At 50.7% G+C, this 23,728-nt stretch carries 16 protein-coding genes; 6 read left to right on the top strand and 10 right to left on the bottom strand.

The window, feature by feature from the left end; genetic code table 11:
- The first annotated feature begins 59 nt into the window (after positions 1-59).
- The gene (locus AB1K62_RS00770; protein WP_367000451.1) at positions 60-1,187 is read left to right on the top strand and encodes a DUF1176 domain-containing protein; all 1,128 of its coding nucleotides are present in this window, start codon (positions 60-62) and stop codon (positions 1,185-1,187) included.
- A 12-nt stretch (positions 1,188-1,199) separates the two neighbouring features.
- Here the strand turns inward: AB1K62_RS00770 and egtD are convergent, their stop codons facing one another.
- The 5 genes from egtD to gluQRS all read right to left on the bottom strand — a co-directional run bounded on the left by egtD (position 1,200) and on the right by gluQRS (position 5,282).
- Positions 1,200-2,159: an L-histidine N(alpha)-methyltransferase gene (egtD, locus tag AB1K62_RS00765; RefSeq protein WP_367000450.1), complete on the bottom strand. Its 960-nt coding sequence runs from the start codon at positions 2,157-2,159 to the stop codon at positions 1,200-1,202.
- 51 nt (positions 2,160-2,210) lie between these two features.
- The gene (gene egtB, locus AB1K62_RS00760) at positions 2,211-3,410 is read right to left on the bottom strand and encodes an ergothioneine biosynthesis protein EgtB (RefSeq protein WP_367001998.1); all 1,200 of its coding nucleotides are present in this window, start codon (positions 3,408-3,410) and stop codon (positions 2,211-2,213) included.
- Positions 3,411-3,560: 150 nt separating this feature from the next.
- Positions 3,561-4,139 (bottom strand): cob(I)yrinic acid a,c-diamide adenosyltransferase, encoded by a 579-nt coding sequence (locus tag AB1K62_RS00755; RefSeq protein ID WP_367000449.1) that lies wholly within the window; start codon positions 4,137-4,139, stop codon positions 3,561-3,563.
- Between the two features lie 12 nt (positions 4,140-4,151).
- A complete protein-coding gene (locus AB1K62_RS00750) occupies positions 4,152-4,382 on the bottom strand; it encodes an HIG1 domain-containing protein (RefSeq protein WP_367000448.1) in 231 nt (76 codons plus the stop codon).
- A 9-nt stretch (positions 4,383-4,391) separates the two neighbouring features.
- On the bottom strand, positions 4,392-5,282 hold the full coding sequence (gene gluQRS / locus AB1K62_RS00745) for a tRNA glutamyl-Q(34) synthetase GluQRS (RefSeq protein WP_367000447.1): 891 nt from the start codon (positions 5,280-5,282) through the stop codon (positions 4,392-4,394).
- A gap of 97 nt (positions 5,283-5,379) precedes the next feature.
- Between gluQRS and AB1K62_RS00740 the strand changes: the two genes are divergently transcribed.
- Both AB1K62_RS00740 and ppc read left to right on the top strand, forming a co-directional pair.
- Positions 5,380-5,946 carry an HNH endonuclease gene (locus AB1K62_RS00740; protein WP_367000446.1) on the top strand — a complete coding sequence of 189 codons (567 nt, stop codon included), beginning with the start codon at positions 5,380-5,382 and terminating at the stop codon, positions 5,944-5,946.
- Positions 5,947-6,043: 97 nt separating this feature from the next.
- A complete protein-coding gene (gene ppc, locus AB1K62_RS00735; RefSeq protein ID WP_367001996.1) occupies positions 6,044-8,761 on the top strand; it encodes a phosphoenolpyruvate carboxylase in 2,718 nt (905 codons plus the stop codon).
- 40 nt (positions 8,762-8,801) lie between these two features.
- Here ppc and AB1K62_RS00730 read toward each other — a convergent pair whose 3' ends face one another.
- Positions 8,802-9,065: a DksA/TraR family C4-type zinc finger protein gene (locus tag AB1K62_RS00730; RefSeq protein ID WP_367000445.1), complete on the bottom strand. Its 264-nt coding sequence runs from the start codon at positions 9,063-9,065 to the stop codon at positions 8,802-8,804.
- An 844-nt stretch (positions 9,066-9,909) separates the two neighbouring features.
- On the opposite strand from AB1K62_RS00730, the gene AB1K62_RS00725 reads away from it, so the two are divergent.
- Both AB1K62_RS00725 and AB1K62_RS00720 read left to right on the top strand, forming a co-directional pair.
- A complete protein-coding gene (locus AB1K62_RS00725; RefSeq protein ID WP_367001995.1) occupies positions 9,910-11,235 on the top strand; it encodes a DNA methyltransferase in 1,326 nt (441 codons plus the stop codon).
- Complete coding sequence (locus tag AB1K62_RS00720) at positions 11,232-11,600, top strand: DUF5681 domain-containing protein (protein ID WP_367000444.1); 369 nt, start codon at positions 11,232-11,234, stop codon at positions 11,598-11,600. The genes AB1K62_RS00725 and AB1K62_RS00720 overlap by 4 nt, the downstream gene beginning before the upstream one ends.
- 341 nt (positions 11,601-11,941) lie before the next feature.
- Here AB1K62_RS00720 and AB1K62_RS00715 read toward each other — a convergent pair whose 3' ends face one another.
- The 4 genes from AB1K62_RS00715 to AB1K62_RS00700 form a co-directional block, all read right to left on the bottom strand.
- Positions 11,942-13,081 carry an RHS repeat-associated core domain-containing protein gene (locus AB1K62_RS00715; RefSeq protein ID WP_367000442.1) on the bottom strand — a complete coding sequence of 380 codons (1,140 nt, stop codon included), beginning with the start codon at positions 13,079-13,081 and terminating at the stop codon, positions 11,942-11,944.
- Positions 13,082-13,322: 241 nt separating this feature from the next.
- Entirely contained in the window at positions 13,323-13,646 is a 324-nt protein-coding gene (locus tag AB1K62_RS00710) for a hypothetical protein (RefSeq protein ID WP_367000440.1), read from the bottom strand.
- A 1,084-nt stretch (positions 13,647-14,730) separates the two neighbouring features.
- A complete protein-coding gene (locus AB1K62_RS00705; RefSeq protein WP_367000438.1) occupies positions 14,731-19,083 on the bottom strand; it encodes an RHS repeat-associated core domain-containing protein in 4,353 nt (1,450 codons plus the stop codon).
- 146 nt (positions 19,084-19,229) lie between these two features.
- Positions 19,230-19,451 carry a hypothetical protein gene (locus AB1K62_RS00700; protein ID WP_367000437.1) on the bottom strand — a complete coding sequence of 74 codons (222 nt, stop codon included), beginning with the start codon at positions 19,449-19,451 and terminating at the stop codon, positions 19,230-19,232.
- Positions 19,452-20,046: 595 nt separating this feature from the next.
- On the opposite strand from AB1K62_RS00700, the gene AB1K62_RS00695 reads away from it, so the two are divergent.
- Complete coding sequence (locus tag AB1K62_RS00695; protein WP_367000436.1) at positions 20,047-23,628, top strand: hypothetical protein; 3,582 nt, start codon at positions 20,047-20,049, stop codon at positions 23,626-23,628.
- Positions 23,629-23,728: the final 100 nt, after the last annotated feature.

Below are 23,728 nucleotides of genomic sequence, written 5' to 3'. Positions count from 1 at the left end.
GTTAATATTGACATCATAAGGCACTAGCGATTGTCGATCAAACTGGCTAGATTACAATTATGGCAACTATTATTTCCACTATCAGCTTTTGGACGCTTTTCCTCGCTACGACAGCGAGTGCATCACTGCCTACCCCTGTACCCGGAGAAATCAGAAATTACAAAGACTGGTCGGTGGGCTGTGACAATGGAGGAAATTGTCAGGCCGTTTCGTTGGTGAATGATGTAGCTGGCGGCGGATTTGATAGCTGGGGCGGCCCAGTTGTCGTTACTCGCACACCTGATACTGATGACAATTTAAAGATCCGGGTGCTGTTTCAGAACGATCATATAGATCGTTATCAAATGCTTGTAGATGGCCGTTTGATTGACACCGGACCACTGGTTGAAGGTGACTATCCAATAGAGATTGTCGGAAAAGACGCGGTCAAAGTATCCCAAGCGATAATCAAAGGTAATAATTTACAGGTTATTGGTCCCAATGGCGAGAATTTGACAACGGTATCGCTTTCCGGTTCAGCAGCTGCATTGCGCTATATGGATGTCCAGCAAAAACGCGCCTATACCCGAACAGCACTCGTATCAAAAGGACGACGGAAATTCAGACCGCTCAAATCCGAGATACCAACAATAGTGATCGATCAATGGGCTCCCGCTAACCGTATTCCCGCAACGATAGAAATTGTTGATCTGATCGAAAACTCTGTCTGCAAAGATGAGCGCTTTGGCGTTGTCGAGGATCAAATTTATCCGATGGGACAAAAAGGTGACCGATATCGCGCGCTGGTCCTTATATCTTGTGGCTCTGGCGCCTATAATGTTTCAAGCACTGCTTATATCGGTGAGATCAAGGGTGATGAGAAAGATGGGGCGACTTGGGCGTTCCGTCCTGCGACCTATGATCTACAGCCCGGATGGGGCGCAAAGGGACGTCCACCTTTGCTGGTCAATCCTGATTGGGATGAAGAGCATCAGATATTGAGCAGCTATGCCAAGGGTAGAGGCCTTGGTGATTGCGGCAGTGCAGAGCGATATATTTGGGACGGCCAGCTGTTCCGCTTGATCGAAGCCAGCGCGATGCGGGAATGTCGCGGTGCTTATGAATGGATCACCATATGGCGCGCCAAATATCAAAATGGCAAAGAATTAGCTCAGCAAAGTCCTGCCTCTGACAATATTGTGGAATGATCCTTGGGTGGATTACGGAGCGTTCTTAAACGGATGGGCTTCAGCCAGAACCAGCGAGAAATAATTCTTTTCATCGCTCCATTCGCGCACCGGTGACCATCCCCCTGCCCGCAGCATCAAACGCGCATCTCGCAGACCATATTTATGGCTGTTTTCGATATGAATTTTCTGCCCTTCGGTCATTGTAAAGCGGCTATTATCTATCGCAAAACGAACGTCGGACAGGGCCTCAAGATAAATCTCTATACGCGCATATAAGTCATTCCAGACCGCAATATGCCGAAACTGGTCAACGGGGATATTACCACACAGCTCACGGTTGATCCGGTGCAATAAGTTTAGCGAGAACTGAGCGGTTACTCCGGCGCTGTCATCATAAGCATCAACCAAAATGTCGGCATCCTTGATCCGGTCAAAGCCAATCAGCAACTGCGAGCCTGTGCCCAAAGTTTCCCGCATAAAGCGTAGCAAGTCAACCGAGGTCCGGGCAATCATATTGCCGATGGTCGAGCCGGGGAAGAAACCAAGTTTCGGCATGCCGGATACTTCATCAGGTAAGTTCAGCCGCCGCATGAAATCGGCTTCCAGAGGGTATATCGGAAGCTCGGGAAACTCGGTTTGCAATTGCGCCGCGCTAGCCGCCAAAAACTCCCCCGAAATGTCGATTGGCACATAGGCGGCAGGCTGTACCGCACGCAAAACATGAGGAGTTTTCACCGAACTGCCTGAACCAAACTCTATCACAGCGCGCCCTGCCCCACTTATCTCCGCGACCTCTGCGCTATAGCTTTCCAGTAATTGGGTTTCGGTCCGCGTAGGATAATATTCAGAAAGTTCAGTTATTTCTTCAAACAGCTCCGACCCTCGGCGGTCATAGAGCCATCGGGCCGGAATGGCATAGCTTTGCTGCTCAAAACAGTGCAAAACATCCTTTTTGAAGGCCGGATCAACCTGACTGATTGTCATATCCATTAGATAGCCGTCCTTGGCGGCAGGTGAGTTTTTGAAATTAAAGACCTCGGCTCAAATATCTTTTGCAAGGCGAAGACCCGTAAATTGCCAGCGCTGATGCGGATAAAAAAAGTTGCGATAGCTATCACGGATATGTCCAGGCGGTGTCGCAACACTTCCACCCTTTAGAACAAATTGGCCGGACATGAACTTTCCATTATATTCGCCAACTGCTCCCTCGGCTGGCTTAAAGCCCGGATAAGGACGATAAGCACTGCCAGTCCATTCCCAGACATCACCGCTGCCCGGCAAGCCGGTTCTCGCTGCAATCTCCCATTCAGCTTCGGTCGGCAGACGCGCGTTGGCCCAACTCGCATAAGCATCGGCTTCATAAAGGCTGATATGGCGGACCGGCGCGCATAAAATGAGATCGCGCCACCCCTGCAAGGTAAATTCTTCGGTAATACCGTCCCGTTCGCGCCAGTACAGCGGCGCAGTGATTTCATTCTCCTGTAGCCAAGCCCAACCTTCGGATAGCCAATATAACGGATCTGCGTAGCCACCATCTGCGATAAATTGTTGCCACTCTTCATTTGTCACCGGGCGATCGGCAATGGCATGTGGATGCAACATCACTTCGTGGCGCGGACCTTCGCAATCAAAAGCAAAATCCTTGCTACCGTGCCCGATCGAATGAATGCCTGTTGCCCCCTCAATCCAGCCCAGCGGCGTTTCGGTAAAGGCCCGTCGCGGTTTTGGGTCCAGCAATGCGGGACCAAGCGGATTACATGAAAACAAGTGCAATATGTCAGTCAGCAACAGTTCCTGATGCTGTTGTTCGTGATGCAGGCCCAGTTCAACCAGATCCAATGCCTCAGCAGAAAAACCTGCCATTGCCGACAGCATAGCCGCATCAACATGAGAACGATAATCCAGCACCTCCTCCAGAGAAGGACGGGTCAAAAGCCCCCGTGCAGGCCGTTGATGTCGCGGGCCTTCAGCCTCATAATAGCTGTTGAACAAATAGGCATAGGCTTCGTTAAATAGATAATAATCTTGCACATTGTCGCGCAGCAGAAAAGTTTCAAAAAACCAGCTTGTATGCGCCAGATGCCATTTAGCCGGTGAAGCATCTTCCATCGACTGGGCGGTGGCATCGGCATCACTCAATCCTGCAATCAGCGAAACGCTGTAAGAACGAATATTCCTGAACCTGTCTGCAAGACCCTGCCAACGAGAGGAATCTGCTGAATTAACAGAATGCGCCTTAATGGTATTGGCTTGGTCAGCGATCAATCCTACTCCGTTTTATCGGCAATCTACAGAACATAGGACGAACGAGCGTAGCGTCAACCAACTAAATTACAACATGGTTTATTGGATTATATTATTTAAAACGCGTATAAATGATAGCAAAGCGGATTAGCGCGATGCTCCCGGAACCCATAAAATATCAGCTTTGCCGCCATTATTCAGCATCCTGCCAAGGACAAAAAGATAATCCGACAGGCGGTTCAGATAAGCCAGAGCCAGCGGGTTAATTGCCATCACCTGTGCAGCACCTACGGCAGTTCGTTCTGCTCGCCGGGCAATAGCCCGCGTCAAGTGAATGGTAGCAGCGGACATATTGCCGCCGGGAAGGATGAAGCTAGTCAACGGGTCAATATTCTCGTTGATCGTATCTATCTCGTTTTCCAGACGCTCAACTTGCGATGATGTTACACGAAGTACCATTTCCGAAGGAGTGAAATCATCGTCACTTTCAGCCGGAGTCGCAAGATCGGCCCCCACATCGAACAGATCATTCTGGATCATCTGCAAAGACTGTAAAAATGACGCATCATCAATCTGACACATGGCAGTGCCAATAGCGCTATTCAATTCATCAACATCGCCGATAGCCGCCATTCGCGCGTTATTTTTGGCAATGCGTGACCCGTCAACAAGGCCAGTCGTGCCGCCATCGCCCGTCTTCGTATATATTTTGTTTAGCTTAACCATCCGGTTGTAGTTTTACCCCTGACCACCGGCGATAAGTATAAGTAAAGCCACCAGAATGATTGCGATCGCCTGATATTTTACGCGAGCGAACATCATTTCATTCTGTTTCTTGTGCGAAGCAGTCACACCTTCGCCATCCACATCATCCGGCTTCATATTAGCAAATGCAATCAGTCCGCGAACCAGGGCATAAATAACGGCGCCAGCCGCGATCAGGATTAGCAATATCAATATATAGGTCATCAAGCGGTACTAGGCTTTTGACAGCCCAATTCCAACAGGGAAAATATTTTTTCGTAATCGACCCGCTGCTTGTAAGCCATCCTCTCCATCTGCACGTAATTGAGCCAAGGAGTCAGAATCTCGGCTTTTTGACAATTTTGCTCCCGTTTCATCAACTAGAACGGAGTGATGCACATATTCGGGTGTAGGCAACAGTAATAGCGCCTGCAGCAAGCGGTGGATGTGAGTAGAGCTGAATAAATCTTCACCGCGAACAACATGGGTAATCCCGTCACGCGCATCATCGAGTGTAACAGCCAGATGATAGCTAACCGGATTATCCTTGGGAATGATCACAACGTCGCCCAACGCTGCTGGATCAGCCACCTGTTCACCGCGCAGACCATCATGCCAGGTCAGCTTGCCCGTTAAACCAAGTGATTTCTTAATATCCAATCGCCAACAATGGGGTTCTCTGGACGCTCTTTCTTTCGCTATATCTTTATTTAGGCCACGGCAAATACCCGGGTAAACCGGTCCATCCGGTCCTTCTTCCAATTTGTTGTTTTGCCGAATTGTACGCATAGAAGACCGTGTACAAAAACATGGGTATAATAGTCCTTCTTGCTTTAACTGCTCCGCAGCTTGGGCATAGCTATCAAGTCTCTTAGATTGGAAAACCACCTGACCATCCCAATCAATTCCCAACCACCGAAGATCATCCAGTATCGCATCAGCATACTCCGTTTTGCAGCGCCCGACGTCGATATCTTCAATTCTAAGTAGGAACTTACCGCCCCGCTCGCGCGCAAAATCATAAGCATAAAGGGCAGCATAAGCGTGACCCAGATGTAACAAACCATTGGGGCTTGGCGCGAAACGTACTACTATATCATGATTTACATACACTCTTGACGTCATAGTAAAGATAATGTTCTTTGCATGTCAGTTGTAATAACCATGACATGTTCTTGCGGATTAAGGGCGGACAGTCAAAGACAAAGGGAGTAGTTAGACTATGTATCACCCTGATATGTTACGGCACCCCGAAAGCTGTCCATCCTTGGTATTGAATGCGGATTACACGCCCTTATCCTATTACCCGTTAAGCCTGTGGCCGTGGCAGACAGCAATAAAGGCGGTTTTCCTTGACCGGGTCAATATCGTTTCAAGCTATGAACGCGAAGTACATAGCCCCAATCTTAACATGCAGATTCCGTCTGTTATTGCGCTGAAAAAATATATTAAACCTTCGGAATATCCTGCGTTCACCAGATTTAACCTGTTTCTACGGGATAAATTCACCTGCCAATATTGCGGCAGTGTTGATAATTTAACCTTCGACCATGTCATTCCACGCCGCCAGAAAGGCCGCACGACATGGGAAAATGTGACCACCGCTTGCTTGCCATGTAATTTAAAGAAGGGCGGCCGAACACCTCAAGAATCCCATATGCAGCTTTCAAATAGACCGATTAAACCGACCAGTTGGCAGCTTCAGGAATATGGCCGCGGATTTCCGCCCAATTTCCTGCACGAGACATGGCATGACTGGTTATATTGGGATATTGAACTGGAAAGTTGAATGGATAATTAGAGCGGCCAGCCATTATCATTGGTGGCGATTTCAACTCTCTAAGGATTTTCTTGACCATAATGCCACAGCCGTGCAGCAAGGTAGCATGACGGATAAACGCTCCCAGAACTCATACTTAGCCCCCTCTCTGATTGTTCGGCAAAATCCCGACATTAAATATCTTGGAAAATTATTGGGCGATGTGATCCGCGCTTATGGCGGCGAAGATTTATATCGCCGGACGGAATATATCCGCTCTACCAGTGTTGACCGGCATCGCGGCCTGGCTGATACCAGCGCAATTGATCCGGGACTAGATGCATTATCACTTGATGAAACAACGGACTTTCTTCGTGGTTTCATGTTATTTTCACTACTCGCCAATCTTGCAGAGGATCGTCAAGGCGTGGCCGCCGAAGAAGGTGCCAGCGTAACCGAGGCCATTGCAAAGCTGGCGGACGAGGGAGTTAATAAGAAAGCCATACTCGCTTTACTCGACAATGCCTTAATCGCGCCGGTGCTAACGGCTCATCCGACCGAGGTGCGGCGCAAAAGTGTGATCGACCACAGAGCACGTATCGCTGAATTACTGTTAATGAAAGACGCTGGTGCGGATACTACGCCAGAAGGTGATGCACTCGATGAGGCGATCTTGCGGCAAATTGCTCTGCTATGGCAGACAAGACCTCTTCGCCGGGAGCGCCTGTTCGTGACAGACGAAGTGCAAATCTCGCAAAGCTACATGCGCGATGTATTTCTTCCCCTATTGCCGAAATTATATGACAAATGGGAGAAAGTCTTGGATGCAAGGCTCCCGAATTTTTTAAAACTGGGAAGCTGGATAGGCGGTGACCGCGATGGCAACCCCTTTGTCGATGCCGATGCGATGCATGAAGCCTTGTCACGCGCTGCTGAAACCATAATTGGTTACTATCTAGCCTGTATTCACTCCATGGGCGCAGAACTCAGCATTTCTACCGAACTTGCCACGGTTCCGGATGAAGTCATTGCTCTGGCCGATGCCAGTGGTGATGATGCACCCAGCCGCAAAGACGAACCGTATCGACGCGCTCTTTCAGGCATCTACGCTCGGTTATCAGCGACCCACTTAAAATTATGTGGCCATGTTCCCGGGCGCCCTTCCTCTATCACAGCAAAGCACTATGACAATCCGCAGCAATTACATAAAGATCTTGTCACACTTGCTTCCGGACTTAGCGCCAGTGGCAAAGATACATTCACATCTTCAGGAGCGCTTGGACGCCTGATCCGCACCGTGGAACTATTCGGGTTTCATCTTGCTACGCTCGATATGCGTCAGAACAGCAGAGTGCATGAACGGGTCATAGCAGAATTGCTCGCCAAAGCGGGTGTGGAAGCAGATTATCTCTCGCTCGACGAAAAAGCCCGCGTCAAAATCCTACGTCAGGAACTGACAAATAACCGCCCATTGGTAAGTCCATGGATAGATTATAGCGAAGAAACTGCCAAGGAACTATCCATATTACGCGCAGCGGCAAAGGCACACGACCAATATGGTCCTGAAGTGATCGTTAATTACAATATTAGCAACGGCGAAACAGTTTCCGATATATTAGAAGTTTACATACTCCTGATGGAAGCAGGCCTCTATCACGCGCCCGCTCACGATGATGATCTGCCAATCTGCCCGATTATGGCCGTCCCCCTGTTCGAGACTGTCGCCGATCTGGAGAATGCGCCGCAGGTAATGAGTGATTTTTTTGCGCTGCCGGAAATGCAAGCACTGACACGAAGCCGCGGCGCACAGGAAGTGATGATCGGTTATTCAGATAGCAATAAGGATGGTGGCTATCTTACCTCTACATGGAGCCTGTTCAAAGCTAGCGAGGCGCTGACACCTGTGTTTAAAAAAGCCGATGTGAAAATGCAGCTTTTCCACGGTAGAGGCGGAGCTGTGGGCCGCGGCGGCGGTTCGGCTTTTGGCGCAATCAGAGCGCAACCAAAAGGAACCGTTGATGGCCGTATCCGCATCACTGAGCAAGGGGAAGTCATTGCCGCAAAATATGGCACAATGGCAGTTGCAGAAACCAATTTGGAAGCTATCACATCCGCGGTATTGCTTCGTTCGCTAGAACCTGATCCGTCTGATCAGAAAGTTCATGCCGTTTTTGCTGATGCAATGGACCAGATCTCCCAAACCGCTTTCGCGGAATATCGCGACTTGGTATACGGCAATGATAGTTTCCGGACCTTCTTTCGCCAGATGACACCCTTGACCGAGATCGCAAAACTTAAAATCGGTTCGCGCCCGGCCAGTCGTACGAAAAGTGAAAAGATCGAAGATTTGCGCGCCATTCCTTGGGTCTTCAGCTGGTCGCAGGCGCGGGTTATGTTACCGGGATGGTATGGTGTCGGACAAGCGCTGACAGCTTTTGATGATATTGAAAAATTAAAAGACATGGCGCAAAGCTGGCCCTTTTTTCAAGCTAGCCTATCCAACATGGAAATGGTCCTCGCCAAATCCGACATGGGTATCGCCGCGCGCTATGCTACGTTGGTTGAGGACGAGGACATGCGCGAGAGTTATTTCAATCGTATACGTTCAAACTGGGAAAAAACACGCGACATATTGCTGGAAATTACCGATCAGCCACATCTGCTTGCCAAAAACCCGTCACTTTTCAACAGCATCGAACTGCGCTTGCCTTATATCGAACCGCTCAATCATCTACAAATAGAGTTGATGAAACGAATGCGTGCCGGAGAAGAGGATCCGAGGATTGGTGAAGGAATCCAATTATCCCTTAACGCCATTGCAACAGCGTTGAGGAATAGCGGTTAAGATCAACTGCAACTATCTGACAGCACTCCACGCTATGCGTTTACCGTAGCTGACTATCTTTGCTGCCACGGCGATTGATCCCAGCATTAGTCCGGGCTGCATCGCGTTCTGACTGACAGGCAAAACAAGTCCGTGTTCCAGGTAAAGCTAATCGCCGTGCCTCGGGGATTTCTTCACCACATTCCACGCAATATTTTGCTGCATCTCCCGATGGCATATCAGCCCGAGCGCGCTTCACTGCGTCGGAAACCGTGTCATCAATCTGATCCTGAACCGCACCATCGCGTGTCCAACCACCTGCCATGTGAGTTCTCCACTTTTATCAATGTATGAAAGCTATGATATGGGGATAAAATACTGGATTACAAGCATCTGGCGGTGCCGGGACATTGCCATGCACATCAACGCAAATGCAGTCGGATCACGTTATCCACAATTAAGGCGTCGACGCTGATGTGCAACGATACGCCTTGAAATCAGTGGTGCCCGACGCAGTCTGTAGCGAACGGGTCTCAGTGGCGATTTCCCTGTTATTAGAAATTTACAGGAAAATAACGGCTTTTTGGCCATCAAATACCCAAATCAAAGCCCTGAACGGCAGCCTTCGTGCGGGTTACAGGTGCATTTCCCTAAGAACTGGAACAGGGAAAATCCCAAGAATAACAGGGAATGCATTTCTTCGTATATGGGAACAAAGCTATTTTAGGCGCTCTTTTTTGCCACCCACCAACCTATTAGCCGGGATATTATTTTCTAAAGCGGGATAAAGTAGCTCTTAAGTGGGATATCAGTTCGCGATAACGGGATGATTTTTGATTAACCGGAACAAGACGCGCCTTAAGTGGGATTCCATCTTTCAATCCGGGATGAAGTTTCATTTTATGGGATTAGAATGCCGGTATCCGGGATACAATGTTCTGCCCAGATTATCCCCGAAGCCATCCCCGATTATTTTTCAATTATGGCAATTGCCACCTGACATGTTGCAAATTTTTGTGATACGCATTGGTACATATCGGGAACAAATAGAAAGGACAAAGACATGAATATTCATATCACACGTGCGATCCAAAACGGATCATGCACTCAAAAACACATATCTTCGAAAAGGAAAATTCATGTCCCGTACCACATAAGAAAAAGCAAACATCTTTGCTGACCGGATTGTTCAGCGCAGAATTGCCGAGCTTAGACCACAAAAGCGCAATGCGCGTACGCACAGCAAGAAACAGATCAAACAGATTGCAGCGAGCATCGAGAAATTCGGATTTACCAACCCGGTGCTACTCAATGACAATTCAGAAATTCTGGCAGGCCATGGCAGGGTTGAAGGGGCAAAGCGTTTGGGCTGGTCCACTGTCCCTACTATTGAGCTTTCGCATCTTACGCCCATTGAGCAGCGCGCCTATGTGCTCGCGGATAACAAGCTAGCATTAAATGCAGGCTGGGATGACCAGCTGCTTGGTCTGGAACTGCAGAACCTGAGCGATCTCAACTTCGATGTCGAGATAACCGGGTTCAGCATTGCCGAAATCGATATGGCCATTGATGGCATTGAGCTCGGTCAGGATGATGAAGGCGATGTTGATGATGAAATCCCCGAGCTTCAGGACAAGCCGGTCACGCAGATGGGCGACCTTTGGCAGCTTGGTGATCATCGGCTAGTCTGCGGTGATGCGCGCGATGCAAAAGCCTATGAGCAATTGCTGGACGGCAAAGCGGCCGACATGATTTTCACAGACCCGCCCTATAACGTCCCCATAGATGGCCATGTCAGCGGTCTGGGCAAAAACAAACACCGGGAATTCGCCTTTGCCAGCAGCGAGATGAGTGAAGAAGCGTTTACGCAATTCCTGATTGACACGCTCAAGCCTGCAGCCAATGCCGTCAAGGACGGGGCCATTGCTTTTGTCTGTATGGACTGGCGGCACATGAGCGAGATACTGGCTGCCGGTAAAGCCGTCTTTGACGAAATGAAAAATCTCGTCGTCTGGGCGAAAAGCAATGGCGGTATGGGCGCGTTTTACCGTTCGCGGCATGAACTGATATTTGTGTTCAAGCAGGGAACTGCGGCACATACCAATAGCTTTGGTTTAGGCGAAACTGGAAGATACAGAACCAATGTCTGGGAATATGCCGGAATGTCGAGCCGGGGCAAGGAACGTGATGAAGCGCTTGCTATGCATCCAACCGTCAAGCCGGTCGCGCTTGTTACCGATGCCATCAAGGACTGCTCGCGCCGCAAGGAAATCATACTCGACCAGTTTGGTGGTTCAGGCTCCACACTGATTGCTGCAGAGCGCACAGGCCGTCATGCGAGGCTTATTGAATATGACCCGCACTATTGCGATACGATTATCCGCCGCTGGGAAAAGCTGACGGGCGAAGACGCCCTGTTGGTAGCGACCGGGGACAGCTTTCGGGAAACTGAGCAATGTGGAATAAATCCTCCAGTTCTGGAGGTGCTGTCATGAGCAAGAAACACACAAACAAAGTGGGTTACGGCAAACCGCCTATATCGGGTCAGTTCAAGAAGGGACAATCTGGCAACCCCAATGGACGTCCGCGCAAGGAGAAGCAGGCGGAGCCGCTTTATCATCCTGCCGCACATCCAACACGCGAACTTATGAGGTCGGAAGCCTTGAGGCCCGTCACGACACGGGAGGGCGATCAACAAGTTCAGATGCCGGCCAGTCAGGCTGTTATCCGGGCCTTGGGCATTGCTGCAATCAAGGGCGGCCCGATGGCGCAGCGGACTTATCTCGATATGGTGAAAGCGGAAGACGAGCGTACTTTTATCCACAAATTTTCCTGCTGCATTGCTAAATCCAAGGACTAAAGCGGCTTTTCTTGATAATCCATATACCTGTATTTTACCGTCGTCTGCGCTTAGTACTATAGCGATAGAACATAAATCTTCCTTATTTTTCTGCAAAAAATGCAAAATTGATATTCAATAGTTCTGATCAAAGAAATCAATAACGCGCAGGCCAATGAACCTCAAAATCACGGCGAATACCAGAATTCCTAGTGCAACCTTCAAATCATTGAAGGAGTACCCCCATCCCAAATGTAACAACAAATCTAATGCATAGATTAAATTTATGAAACCAATAACCACCAAAGCGATCAATGACATTGTCCTGAAGCCGGAGCCTATCTTCTTTTCTCGCGCTCCCATTACGGACATCCCAGCGGCTTGGTAGCCGCTGTCGCTGTCTTGCCCGCACCGACGGCAAGATACCCACCCATGCCCGCTCGGGGTCCGCCGCTGATTGATGCACCGCTCCCATACAACGATATTGACGCTTCTCCACCTTCAGGGAATGCGAGACCGCCTTGAGACACGAAGCTGTCTTGAACCCCCGTAGTCAGAGGTCCGCTGTTAATCCCTGCTATGCCTGAAGGCCCTGCACCCGCAAAGAAACCCAAGCCCGCAAGACCCAAACCCTGAGCTCTGCCGTAAAGTTGAGCACCGGCAAGTGGATTCCAAGAGTTGTTAGGCGCCAATGGCAGAGCAACCCCGACTTCAACATTCCCACTGACACCAAAGGACGCCAAAAATCCGGTAACAGAAAATTGGCCACCGAGGGTAAGCCTTGGGCCGCTACAGGCGGGGCTTGGACTTTGCGGCGGCGCTTCCGGAGAAGGAGGTGGTGGTGGCAGGCCGCCACCACCGACGCCACCTGTATTACCGCCCAAAGCCCGTGCGTCAAAAATAGCTCTGAGTATTAATTGATTGGAAAATCGGTTTAGTTGGCACGTAGAATTACAAAGTTTTGGTCCGGTCACAACTATCGTACTCCGCTGACAGATTTCGTCACATTCTACATCCTGTTCCCCGCCCTGACCTTTAAGCCCACTCGGATCCACTGCATTAACTGGGTCACCAGACACATAGGCATAGAGGTTCATGCCGTCGCCGTAACCGATAGGGTCTGTTTGCAGGAACCGGCCCAGCGTGGGGAAGTACATACGGGCTTTGTAATGATAAAGGCCGAGTTCCGCAATCCACTGCTGCCCCGTATACTGGAACCGGCCTGTGTCGGTTGAGGCCGGGATGCCATATTCATCATAGCGGTTGATATTGATAACCGCGTCTGCCGCATTGCTCTGCGCGATCACACTGCCGCGCTCGTCCTTGTGCAGATAGCGTTTGTCCGATGTGCCGCTGCCTTCATACCACAGGATCGGATCATCACTGCCGTCACCGTGAACGTAGCGCCGCAGGATGGTGGAGCCATTGGCGGCATATTCGGTAATCAAGTCCGCCCCGTCATAGCCCATCCGAACAATGCTGGTGCCGGTTGTCTGGTGCATCCGTGACCGACGTGACGCGCTGTCGTAGTGATAGCTTGTGATTACAGTTGCTAGTGATTTGCCAATCCGATGCATGACTTGCTACCAACTCACTTATGCACACCCCAAAAATTGTATGTAACACACTGATCTGTCCGAATTTCTTACCGGCGGACCGCTGCGTACGGTGTGCACGCCAAATTCCCCAGTGCGCAGGCGCGATCCGGTCCCTGGCCCGGGAAGGTTAATGGAAACCTGGTCGTCATAATTTATGGGAAAGCTCAAGAGAGCCATATTTGAAGCAGTAAATAGGAAGCGTCTCTTCAATTATAATAGTTGAGGTGTTGATAAAGTATACGCACTCATGATCTTTTGTAAAAACTGGAATGGCTTTTATCTGATTATCTATTCCCAATTTTTTAGCGTTTGGGAAATAAGAAGGGTGTTCAGAATTAGCCAGTTTCAAAGCCTTTTTATAGATTTGATCCGTCGAATTATAGTGATGTAGACTAACACTGTTCTCGCCTCTCTCTCCGCATGCTCCCAAAAACATGGCAATCAATATGATTGGAAATGATTTTGTCATGGCAAGGCACACCTGAATGTTCCATCATCCACATCGTAAGCTACGATTGGATACTCTATCCTTCTAGCCTGTGCGCGATCGGCAGGAGATAATCTCGGTGCTGCGTTCCTATGGGTATGGAATACAATGCGCGGCGAACGAACAAGCCCAGCTGGCCCCGCATCCGAAGCGCCAGAGTTTCGGATATGTCGAGGATTGGAGAAAATCTCCGGACCGAACCATAATGCAGGACCAAATGCAAAACTGTGTTCATAGCCCGTAGTTGCATCGCCAGCTGCCGCATCTCTGAGCGTATCAGCAAAGTCGGGATTGCGCACCGCATCTCGAAATGCAGGGTTAGTCAAACAAGCTCTTGGTCGGCATCCTTATCACTTTGCGGCCCTCTTCCAAGTTCGCACCTTAGTCCTGTCACTTGAATAGAGTTGGAGTGAAATCTCGCCTTCATTGATCGTGATGTAGTTGTAAATCGGTTCGCCCTGGAACCGCTCGACATTCACGATGCAGCCTAACACCCGCGTCAGCCTGCATCAGCCCCATCCGCACCAACCCGCTAACATCGCTTGATAATAACCTACGGGCTACCCGTGTGGGGTGTGCGAGACTTAGGGACTGAGGGCGGTCCTGTGTGCATTGGTTGTTGACGGGGCTGAGACGCTTGGCGGGATACCTGTCGGAACACCGCCGCCGATAGGCGGAACCCATCAGGCCATCCGATCTGCAGCGTTGCGTCCGGAGTACTCGTGAGATTCTATAAACTGCACAAGCGCGATCCGGCAAATAGGCCGGAACAATCAATGAGGAACCCCACCCTTCCTATTTCCTTTAAGTCTCTCGCGTCGAAATGTAATCGCCACACACAGGGCAAGGATTTATGACGAATGGGAAAAAAAATATTCCATAGCTGGTCACAAATCCGTGGCCACACTTTCTAGGCACCAGCGCCAACTTCACATAAAAGCATAGCGCAACAAAGCAAAGAAATAGCCAAACATACCTTATTAGGCCATCTAAAGTGACAATCGGAACAAGCCCAGATGCAATGACTATGCAACACGCAAGCAACTTAATATTATGCAACTTAGGGTTAATCATTATTGCAACCTAGGCTAAGTGTGTCGCCTGAACCTTGCGTCACCCTTCCAGAAGCTGGGAGGCCAGGACCAAATGTGACAGATGCTCCAGCGAACTCTTTGTTGTCGTTAACAATGAAACTTCCGGCAACGCCTAAGATGCTAATTTCAATCTCAGTGAATTTTCCTCTGAGCGCGGACGGGTTTGTAAATAGCCCGAAGCTAACTCCTGCAGACACATCAACCCCATATGTCTTTCCCGCTGAACCATATAGTCCGACATCTCCCGATCCAAGATCAACAGCAGCACCGCCTTCTACGCTTCCACCGAAAATTAATGCTAAATCGCCCGCACCGCCAACTGTGAAAGTAGGTCCCCCCTCACATGGGCCATCATCATTTTGCGGCGAATAATCTGGACTTTTAGAATTACGCGCATAAAAGGCAGAGTGACTTATGCTTCCATTGAAAAAATATTGGCCCCCTGTCGATGTAAAACCGGCAACGGTTACTTTTGCTGGGACAAAATAATAATTACCACCTTGTTTTCCACCAGCATTATTCGGTACGCTATATATGATACTGTTCACAAACCAGCTACCTCCCGATGCTCCGTCTCTTTTCTCGCATAAACGCGACCCTGTGCAACTTCTATCATATACCCCAAGCCCAGTAGGATCCACTCCATTAACCGGATCGCCTGATACATAGGCATAGACATTCATACCATCACCGTAACCGATGGGGTCGCTTTGGAGGAACCGGCCTAGGGTGGGGGAGTACATTCGGGCCTTGTAGTGATAAAGGCCGAGTTCCGCAATCCACTGCTGCCCCGTATACTGGAACCGGCCTGTGTCGGTTGAGGCCGGGATGCCATATTCATCATAGCGGTTGATATTGATAACCGCGCCTGCCGCATTGCTCTGCGCGATCACACTGCCGCGCTCGTCCTTGTGCAGATAGCGTTTGTCCGATGTGCTAGCACCTTCATACCACAGGATCGGATCATCACTGCCGTCACCGTGAACGTAGCGCCGCAGGATGGTGGAGACATTGGCGGCATATTCGGTAATCAAGTCCGCCCCGTCATAGCCCATCCGAACAGTGCTGCTGCCGGTTGTCTGGTGCAGCCGGCCATAGGGGTCATAGGACAGCGTTATACCGGCCCCTGCGCTCACAAGACGGTTCTCCACATCATAGCCATAGCTAGATACGCTATCGGAAGCCAGATTGCCATTAGCATCATAAGTGAGCGATAACGCACCTGCTGTGGTCAGTTGGTTCAGGCCGTTGACGCCGTAGCTGCGATCCACATTATAATGCCCGTTCCACGCATAGCTGTCATTGCTGCCCGTCAGCTCGGCAATCTGGCTCGCCGGATTATACTGGAACGTGGTAGTCAGGTCATGCGCGGTTCCGGCCAGATTGCTGGTCAGGCCGGATAGGCGCGACAGCGGATCATGCGTATAGCTTGTCACCGTCCCGTTGCCATAGGTCATGCCCGTGCGGCGGCCCTGCGCATCATAAGCATAGGTAGCCAGCGCCGCAGCGCCGTTTTCCTTGATCTGGTACAGCGAGCCATCATCCTTGTAGCTGTAGCTCACATAAAAGCCGTCATTATAGGTCATCCGTGACCGACGTGACGCACTGTCGTAAAGATAGCTTACGGTTCGCGAGCCGCCGCCGGTGGTATCAGTCACGCTGGTCAGACGCCCCAGCGCATCAAAGCTGTTCGTGAGCCCCAGGCCACCTGCTGATACCAGCCTCGCGCTTGTCTGCCGCCCCGCCAGATCATAACCATAATGGACATCATTCGCGCTGCCCGGAAGGTTCTTGTGCGTCACACGGTTCAGATTGTCATAACTGTAATTGATAATCTGGCCATTGCGGCGACGCTGGCTTATGACGCTGCCATTTGCGTTGTAACTGTAACTTTCATAATCGGTTGTGGAACTGATCCCCGCTGTCGTCTTGCTGGGATATTGTGTTTTGTCGAGCCGGTCATGGCCGTCATAAACATAGGCGGTGGCATTGCCTTCACCGTCTGTCACGCTCTCGGCAAGGCCGTTATTTGTGTAGACGGTTGTCACCTCATCAGATTGTGCGGACGTGCCCACCGCGGTCTGCACCTTGGTCACCTGACTGGCGAGATTGTAAAAGTTTTTGGTAATCCGGTCGGGGCCGTGGACACCTGTTGTACCCAGACTACAGGCGGAAGAAGGCAGAGACGCAAACGCCGCCGGGTTCATCCGGGTTGCCGTACATAATAACCGGCCTCTTACATCATAATCATATTGCGCCACCGCCTCGGTTGTTGAACCTGCGACCAGCGTATCGCGAACTTTCCTGCTGTTCACGTCATAGATCGTATCGACACGGTCAAGGACGGTAATGCTGTTAATCGCTGTATCGCTCTGGCTAGTCGCCGTGCCATTTTCGATTTTCGTCAATCTGTCCGAAGCATCATAAGTATAGCGAACCGCACGGCGCAGCATTGGCCCCGCGCCATCGGGGTCCGGGCCAATGGTTCCGCGTGCGCGGCCTTTCAAATCAAAATAGCTGCGCACTGTGTCTACGCTGCCCGGAAGTGGACCATCCACGGTCGTTACCTGATCAAGATAATTATAGGCAACACTGTTGGTCGTGGAGATGGCTCCGTTCCCGGACGCTGTCGTAACTGTAACCGGTTTTAGGTTGTTCGGGTCATAGCCGATTGTGACCTTGGTTTCATTCGCGCTGCCAGCGCAGGTCGCGGCTGCGGCGCAGCTCATGACCTGTGTGACCTTATAGACCGGCACAGTCTGCGCGACCAGCGTTCCACCAGAATTTTTCGCTTTCCCGAAAAGAGCGGTATAGACATAATTGATCTCTACACGCGGCTGCCCGGCAGATGCGGCAGGCGCTTGAACCTTGGTCACCTGACCATGGGTAACATTATAAGTATAATCAATCCGGTTCCCCAGCGCATCTTCCGTCCACAATGGCTTGTTGCAGGTGGGATTAGCGGTGCACGAAGCCGAATAACCCGCTTTAGTCACAATGTCGGCGATACCTGATCCCGGTTTTGCAACAAGACGGGTTTCTGTAATATTGCCTCTGCTGTCATAGGTGATCTGACTATAATTGCCTTCAGGTAAAGTGGTGCGGGTTAAGCGGCCCTTGGCATCGTAAAGATAGCTCGTTGTTCGATTTAATTCGTCTTTAACCGATATCACGCGCCCCGACGCGGTATCACTCACAAAGACTTTCGCGCCGCCGCCCGGCTGAGCCACCGTCGTCGTCCGGTTCCCGCCGCTGTCTGCGTAGCTATAACCATAGCTTAGCCCAAAGGCGGTTAGCCCGCTTACCTTACCTGCGCTATATGTAGCGCTTACCAAGGGACTTGCGCTGGTTGGCGGCGTAATCATCGTTACGCCGCCACTGCCGCCGTAGCTTGTAGTGGCACCAAGTTCGTCGATGACCTGCGAATAATCATTGGCATATTGTTTCCTGGGCCAAGTATTCGCAAATGAGCATGTATTGGAGGTAGGGCTGCAATATTCAACCGCATTATTGAGCGCGATAGCCTCTTTCAGCTGGTTCCAACCAAATACCAGATTGGTATTCAGAAAAGCCTGCGTCTGGTTGATCGCATAATGCAGCTTGATCTGGTAACTGCTGTTCGAGGTAATGGATTGCAGGCGCACATGATATTGTATTGGTTTTGAACAGGTACTTGCAGAGCTGGCACTGACGCCGCTGCTCCGAGATGCAAAAGACGGAGGCTTCTGCTGAAGGGCTTCGCTCTTTTCATTTGTTTCAGGTTCAGACCCGGCACTTCGAAAGTCAGGGTTGGGGCCGCCACCACTGCCTCCTCCTGGACAAACCTGGGCATAAACATAATGGAATTTTCTTTCGAAACCTGATGGATTAGATAACTTGTCGATGACACCAAGCCTTAAGTTACCATAATAGCGCGCACTGCCTGGATTGGTAAAAGAGGCTACCGTCCCATCGCTCATTGTATAAGTGTAAAAATTGCCATTCCCGCTGGAAATCAATGTGGATCCGCTACCCTCGTCGGACTGGTATACTCCGCTTATCAATGTAAAGTTTTCTGTGTGATCCCCGATACTGACCCTGCGAGAAGTGCCGCCACCCTGGCCATAGCTGACAGTCCCGCGAAAAGAGGGATACCAGCCTGTGCCGGAATTAACCGCAGAAAATGATAAGCCTCCATTGGCCGGATTCCCAATATTCACCTGTTCCTGCCGGACATTGAAAAGACTGGTTGTTACATCGACGCCATTTATATCGCTGTTGTCGACAGGAGGAGCATTGGGCGGCGGACTTTGTGCGAAGGACGGGGCCGCGAATACAACTAGCATTAATACGGCAAAACAAAGGTCAGAGAAAAATAACGCGATATATGTTTTAAAACAGAACCAGAACCGGGTGACCGCCTACATTGTAACATTAGCACCATAATATCGCCCCCATCCAAATCAAACGCACGCCGGATTGTCAAAGAAATTTATGGTGGGTTGGCCGATCCTGTGGTTTTGACGCGCTTGCGGTTATTTGCCTTGTCATGTTCATAATCGGTTGTGACGCCGTTATTCACAGTCCCGGTGCGCTCGACTTTTACCAGTCGTCCTTTAGCATCATAGGTGAATTTTTGGGTCTCTGATGCATCGGCCTGTGAAGCTAAACAAATAGCCGCAGTGCCGGCGGCAATCGCGAGAGATTTATACATTAGCACCTCCTCACGAGTTCTGAGAGACGGCAGGTTTGTTGAATTCAGATAGTTCTCACGCTTTAGTTATCGGGTCAATCCAGATGCCTTGACACATTCGGCCGCGTTTTTATGGCCAATTTTCGTTTACTAAAATGGATTGGGAATCAACATATTGGATATTATCAACCTTTTCGGGAGACCACAGAACGTCTGATAATGGGCCGATTTCGGACAATCTGGTTTTGGTGACTAGAGAACTGAAGCAGTCTTCTAAATATGGGTCCGAGACAGGCGGGACTTTGCCCTAGCCTTAGACCATGGACTACGTTTCTCTCACTCCCTCCTTTCCACTTAGCAGAATTGTTCCTATATCGTTCGCCACAAAACAGGATGATTAGCGCAAATGTTTGAGGTAATAGGGAGCCACATTCAACTTCTTGACGACAGGCAACTGCGCACCCTCGTGGCGAGACTGTGCTTGGCCGAATTGCGATCAATGGATTCGCCGGTGTCAGGAGTCACAGCGGGAGGCAATCAGAATGCGCCTGACGGTGGCCTAGACGTTCGCGTAGAACTGACGGGGGAGACCTTCTCAGGCGATTTTATCCTGACTGTGCCTTTGGGATTTCAAGTCAAGAAACCAGACATGGGACCAGCAGCCATTCAGAAAGAAATGCGACCTGAAGGTTCGCTACGAGCCGTTATTGGTGAGTTGGCAGATTCGGGGGGCGGTTACATCATCGTCTGCTCCAACGGCTCTGTCGCAGATAAGCCGCTTCAAAATCGCAAGGCTGCAATGCGCGCTGCGCTCGATGGCCACCCATCTGCCGACCGCCTAACTGTCGATTTTTATGATCGAGACCGATTGGCTGGTTGGGTGAATTGTTATCCCGGCGTCTCAGCATGGGTGCGGGAGAAGATTGGGTCGCCGCTATCGGGTTGGCAGGCTCTAGGCGATTGGTCAGGAACACGAATTGGCGGCGATGGCGACTTCATTTTCGACGACACCGCTTGTCTCGTCGATGCTAGAGGAAAAGAGCAATCGGTCTTACCGATGATCGAAGGCATCACCCAGCTTCGGGCTATACTCGCTCAATCAGGGCAATGTGTCCGCCTTATCGGCATGTCTGGCTTTGGAAAGACACGGTTGGTGCAGGCTCTATTCGAGAGTGAAATCGGGTCTGATCCCTTGGACCCCTCATTGGCGATTTATACCGACTACTCAGAAACACCAGACCCAACCGCTCGCCAGCTTGCTTTAGGCCTAGTTGAGAGAGGCCAGCGGGCGATCTTGGTTGTCGACAACTGCAATCCTCAAACTCACTCCGATTTAGCAAAAATTTGCAGCAGCAAAGCGAGCAAGGTCAGTTTGATAACCGTCGAATATGATGTGAGAGACAATGAGCCTGAAAGGACAGAGGTGTTTCGGCTGCAGTCTGCTTCAAGCTCGACATTGGTTGAATGGCTGAAAGCTACTTTCCCCCACGTTACTCAGGTGGACCGGGATCGCATTGCCGAGTTCAGCGGCGGGAATTTTCGTGTAGCTGGCGTTCTGGCTGAAACGGTCAAGAGAGGTGATACCTTAGGCGACCTTCGTGACCGCGAGCTATTCGCGCGCATCTTTGTCCAGCGAAATATGGACAACGATTACTTGTTGAATGCGGCTGAGGCCTTGGCATTGGTCTATTCGTTCGATGGAACTGACACCTCTACCGAAGGCGAACTGGCCAACATTGCGACGCTGGCAGACGTCGACACGACGAAGCTCTATGGCTTCGTGGCTGAACTCAAGCGTCGAGGAATTGTTCAATCGCGAGGGCGCTGGCGGGCACTCTTGCCGCATGCGGTTGCAAACCGATTGGCGGCGCAAGCTCTTGAGCGCATACCGCCAGCTACGTTCGATGATTTCTGTCGAAATTCCAACCGCCGATTGCAAAGGTCGATAAGCCGACGGTTAGGCTATTTGCATGACAGCGATGATGCCATCGCAGCTGTTGGTCGTTGGCTGCAAGCGGACGGGCCGGTTGGTGACTTGCTCTGCGGCGATGACGATACTCTGCAAATTCTCAGGAACATTGCGCCGGTTGCGCCAGATGTTGTTTTGGCAAAGATCGAGCAGGCCATTGCAGGCACAGATTTCCCGGTCATTATTGACCCACGTCGATCTGGCCGTTGGCAGATCGCAGCAATTCTCAAATCGTTAGCCTACGACCCCCAACTCTTTGACCGAGCGGCAACTACTTTGGCAAAACTCGTTGCAAGCGAGGCGGTAAACGAAAATCGAAATTCGGCTAAAGGCTTATTCGAGGAACTGTTCCATCTCCATCTTTCAGGGACTCAGGCACTTCCTGCACAACGGAGACGGTTCGCCGAACACCTCTTCGAGCGAACCGACTTTGAGAGTAAACCTTGCGGCGAGATCGCCGTTTCTGCGCTACTGAAATCTCAAATGTTTTCGTCAACTTCCAATTTTGACTTTGGCGCACGGCCTAGGGATTTTGGTTGGCACCCTTCTATCAAGGGCGAAGTTTGGAACTGGTTCAGCGAAGCAATTAATTTGGCGGTTAAGCTGGGCCTCGAGCCCGACGAGAGACCGGCAATGCGTAGGATTCTGGGCGGTGCTCTGCGAGGCATACTACACATTGAAGCTTGCTTGGATTCAATCGAGGCCGCCGTTACTGAATTTCTCAAGGACGGTGAGTGGATCGAGGCTTGGCTGACTGTTCGAAGCGCAATGAAATTTGACCAAACCGGGTGGAGTCCGGCCGTTCAAGAGAGAATATTGAACGTCGAAGCCCAACTTCGACCTACCGACCCGCTCAATCTGGCGAGAGCATACGTGATTGAAGCACAAGGGTCAGGGTATAGTCTCGTGGACGCCGATCAGGAGGATGGAGAGAACCCTTCAGCCGCTTACCATCGTTTGGCGGATAAAGCAGAAGAACTTGGACAAGAGCTTGCGACACTTCCTGATGTCTTAAGCAGTTTCTTGCCCGAAGTTATGGGCGAAGGGCAGGCGCCAAGAGCGTTCGCTTTCGGCAGGGGGATGGCTAATTCGGGAGTTGATCGAAAAGAGATATGGGATCAGCTTTGTAATGCCCTTGCAGACGTGCCGGTGGGCCGGCGAAGCGCCAGCGTCATGGGCGGCTTCATTTCTGTTATTGTAAAGCGCGATCCTGAGCTGGGGGCACATTTTTTAGATGCCAGCTTGGACAACGCTGACATCCTGCCTCACTTTGTCTATCTGCAAGGTGTAGCCGGTATAGACTCTGCTGCGATTGCGCGGTTGAGGCAGGTCATTCGCGACCAAAAGCTCGAAGCACACAGCTTTTATGCGTTAGCCAACGGCTATGTCGCGTCAGCACCACAATCCGAATTGCGTGAACTGCTGCGTGAACTTGCTACGCTTGAAGGCGGGACAGCGATGGCGATTGAGATTCTGCAAATGGCCTTCTACTGTCACAAATCCGATGGCGTCGACGTTGATAGTAGGTTGTTCGATCTCGGCCACCAGCTTCTTTTGCAGACAGATTATAGCCGAGACGGCGATACGCGAGAGTATAGCATACAAGAGACGATCAAGGCCTGTTATGTTGGCCCTGCAGGCGAAGCTTACGCAGTTGAGCTTTGCCGTCATTTGTTAGGCTTGATCGATGAGGGCTCAGTTTGCTCGTTTCAACTCGATCATGTGATTGATGCGCTTTTCAAGGTGCAGCCAACCGTAACGCTTGACGAGTTTTTGCTCAGCAACCCAGATGATGTCGATCATCCGATTTTCGGCAGCTCGCCAATATCAGGCCAGGGGCCGCTCGGAAAGGTAGATGACCGCGTTTTGTGGGCTTGGGCTGAAGTTGATCCTCCAGTTCGTTACCCTCTCTTGTGTCGAGCACTCGATCTCTTTTCAGGCGAGCGTTACGGACAGGATACCGGTTTGTCGGAGACGTTTGTTGAAGCTATCGAACGCGCTCCCGATCGCGCCACGTTCCTCGCCAATTTCGATAGGCGGTTGAGTCCTAGTGGCTGGTCCGGGAATCTATCGGCCATCCTGGATAGTCGCGCCGAGTTCCTTGCGCCGTTGCTAGAACATTCGGACCCAGCGGTATTCGCATGGGCGACTGAACAGCGAAGGAAGCTAGGGATGCGTGCGGATGCTGAGCGTAAGCGCGAAACCGACAGAGAAGAGAGTTTCGAGTAAGGCTAATTTTCGTACCTCCATCGTCCTTTTTTAGGGGGTTGCGGTATATGGCCATACGTTGAGATTACGCCATGAAGCTGCTGCCGGGTCACTTCTGGAG

The organism is Parasphingorhabdus sp. JC815, assembly GCF_040717415.1.
Classification (GTDB): domain Bacteria; phylum Pseudomonadota; class Alphaproteobacteria; order Sphingomonadales; family Sphingomonadaceae; genus Parasphingorhabdus.
This window is presented reverse-complemented; position numbering and strand designations above follow the sequence as displayed.

Excerpts from the sequence above, each read along its gene's own strand:
- AB1K62_RS00715 (WP_367000442.1), bottom strand. The coding sequence starts at position 13,081 with ATGCACCAGACAACCGGCACCAGCATTGTTCGGATGGGCTATGACGGG.
- ppc (WP_367001996.1), top strand. The coding sequence starts at position 6,044 with ATGACGGATAAACGCTCCCAGAACTCATACTTAGCCCCCTCTCTGATT.
- AB1K62_RS00770 (WP_367000451.1), top strand. The coding sequence starts at position 60 with ATGGCAACTATTATTTCCACTATCAGCTTTTGGACGCTTTTCCTCGCT.
- AB1K62_RS00710 (WP_367000440.1), bottom strand. The coding sequence starts at position 13,646 with ATGACAAAATCATTTCCAATCATATTGATTGCCATGTTTTTGGGAGCA.
- egtD (WP_367000450.1), bottom strand. The coding sequence starts at position 2,159 with ATGGATATGACAATCAGTCAGGTTGATCCGGCCTTCAAAAAGGATGTT.
- AB1K62_RS00700 (WP_367000437.1), bottom strand. The coding sequence starts at position 19,451 with ATGTATAAATCTCTCGCGATTGCCGCCGGCACTGCGGCTATTTGTTTA.
- AB1K62_RS00705 (WP_367000438.1), bottom strand. The coding sequence starts at position 19,083 with ATGCTAGTTGTATTCGCGGCCCCGTCCTTCGCACAAAGTCCGCCGCCC.
- AB1K62_RS00750 (WP_367000448.1), bottom strand. The coding sequence starts at position 4,382 with ATGACCTATATATTGATATTGCTAATCCTGATCGCGGCTGGCGCCGTT.
- gluQRS (WP_367000447.1), bottom strand. The coding sequence starts at position 5,282 with ATGACGTCAAGAGTGTATGTAAATCATGATATAGTAGTACGTTTCGCG.
- AB1K62_RS00720 (WP_367000444.1), top strand. The coding sequence starts at position 11,232 with ATGAGCAAGAAACACACAAACAAAGTGGGTTACGGCAAACCGCCTATA.
- AB1K62_RS00740 (WP_367000446.1), top strand. The coding sequence starts at position 5,380 with ATGTATCACCCTGATATGTTACGGCACCCCGAAAGCTGTCCATCCTTG.
- AB1K62_RS00755 (WP_367000449.1), bottom strand. The coding sequence starts at position 4,139 with ATGGTTAAGCTAAACAAAATATATACGAAGACGGGCGATGGCGGCACG.
- AB1K62_RS00730 (WP_367000445.1), bottom strand. The coding sequence starts at position 9,065 with ATGGCAGGTGGTTGGACACGCGATGGTGCGGTTCAGGATCAGATTGAT.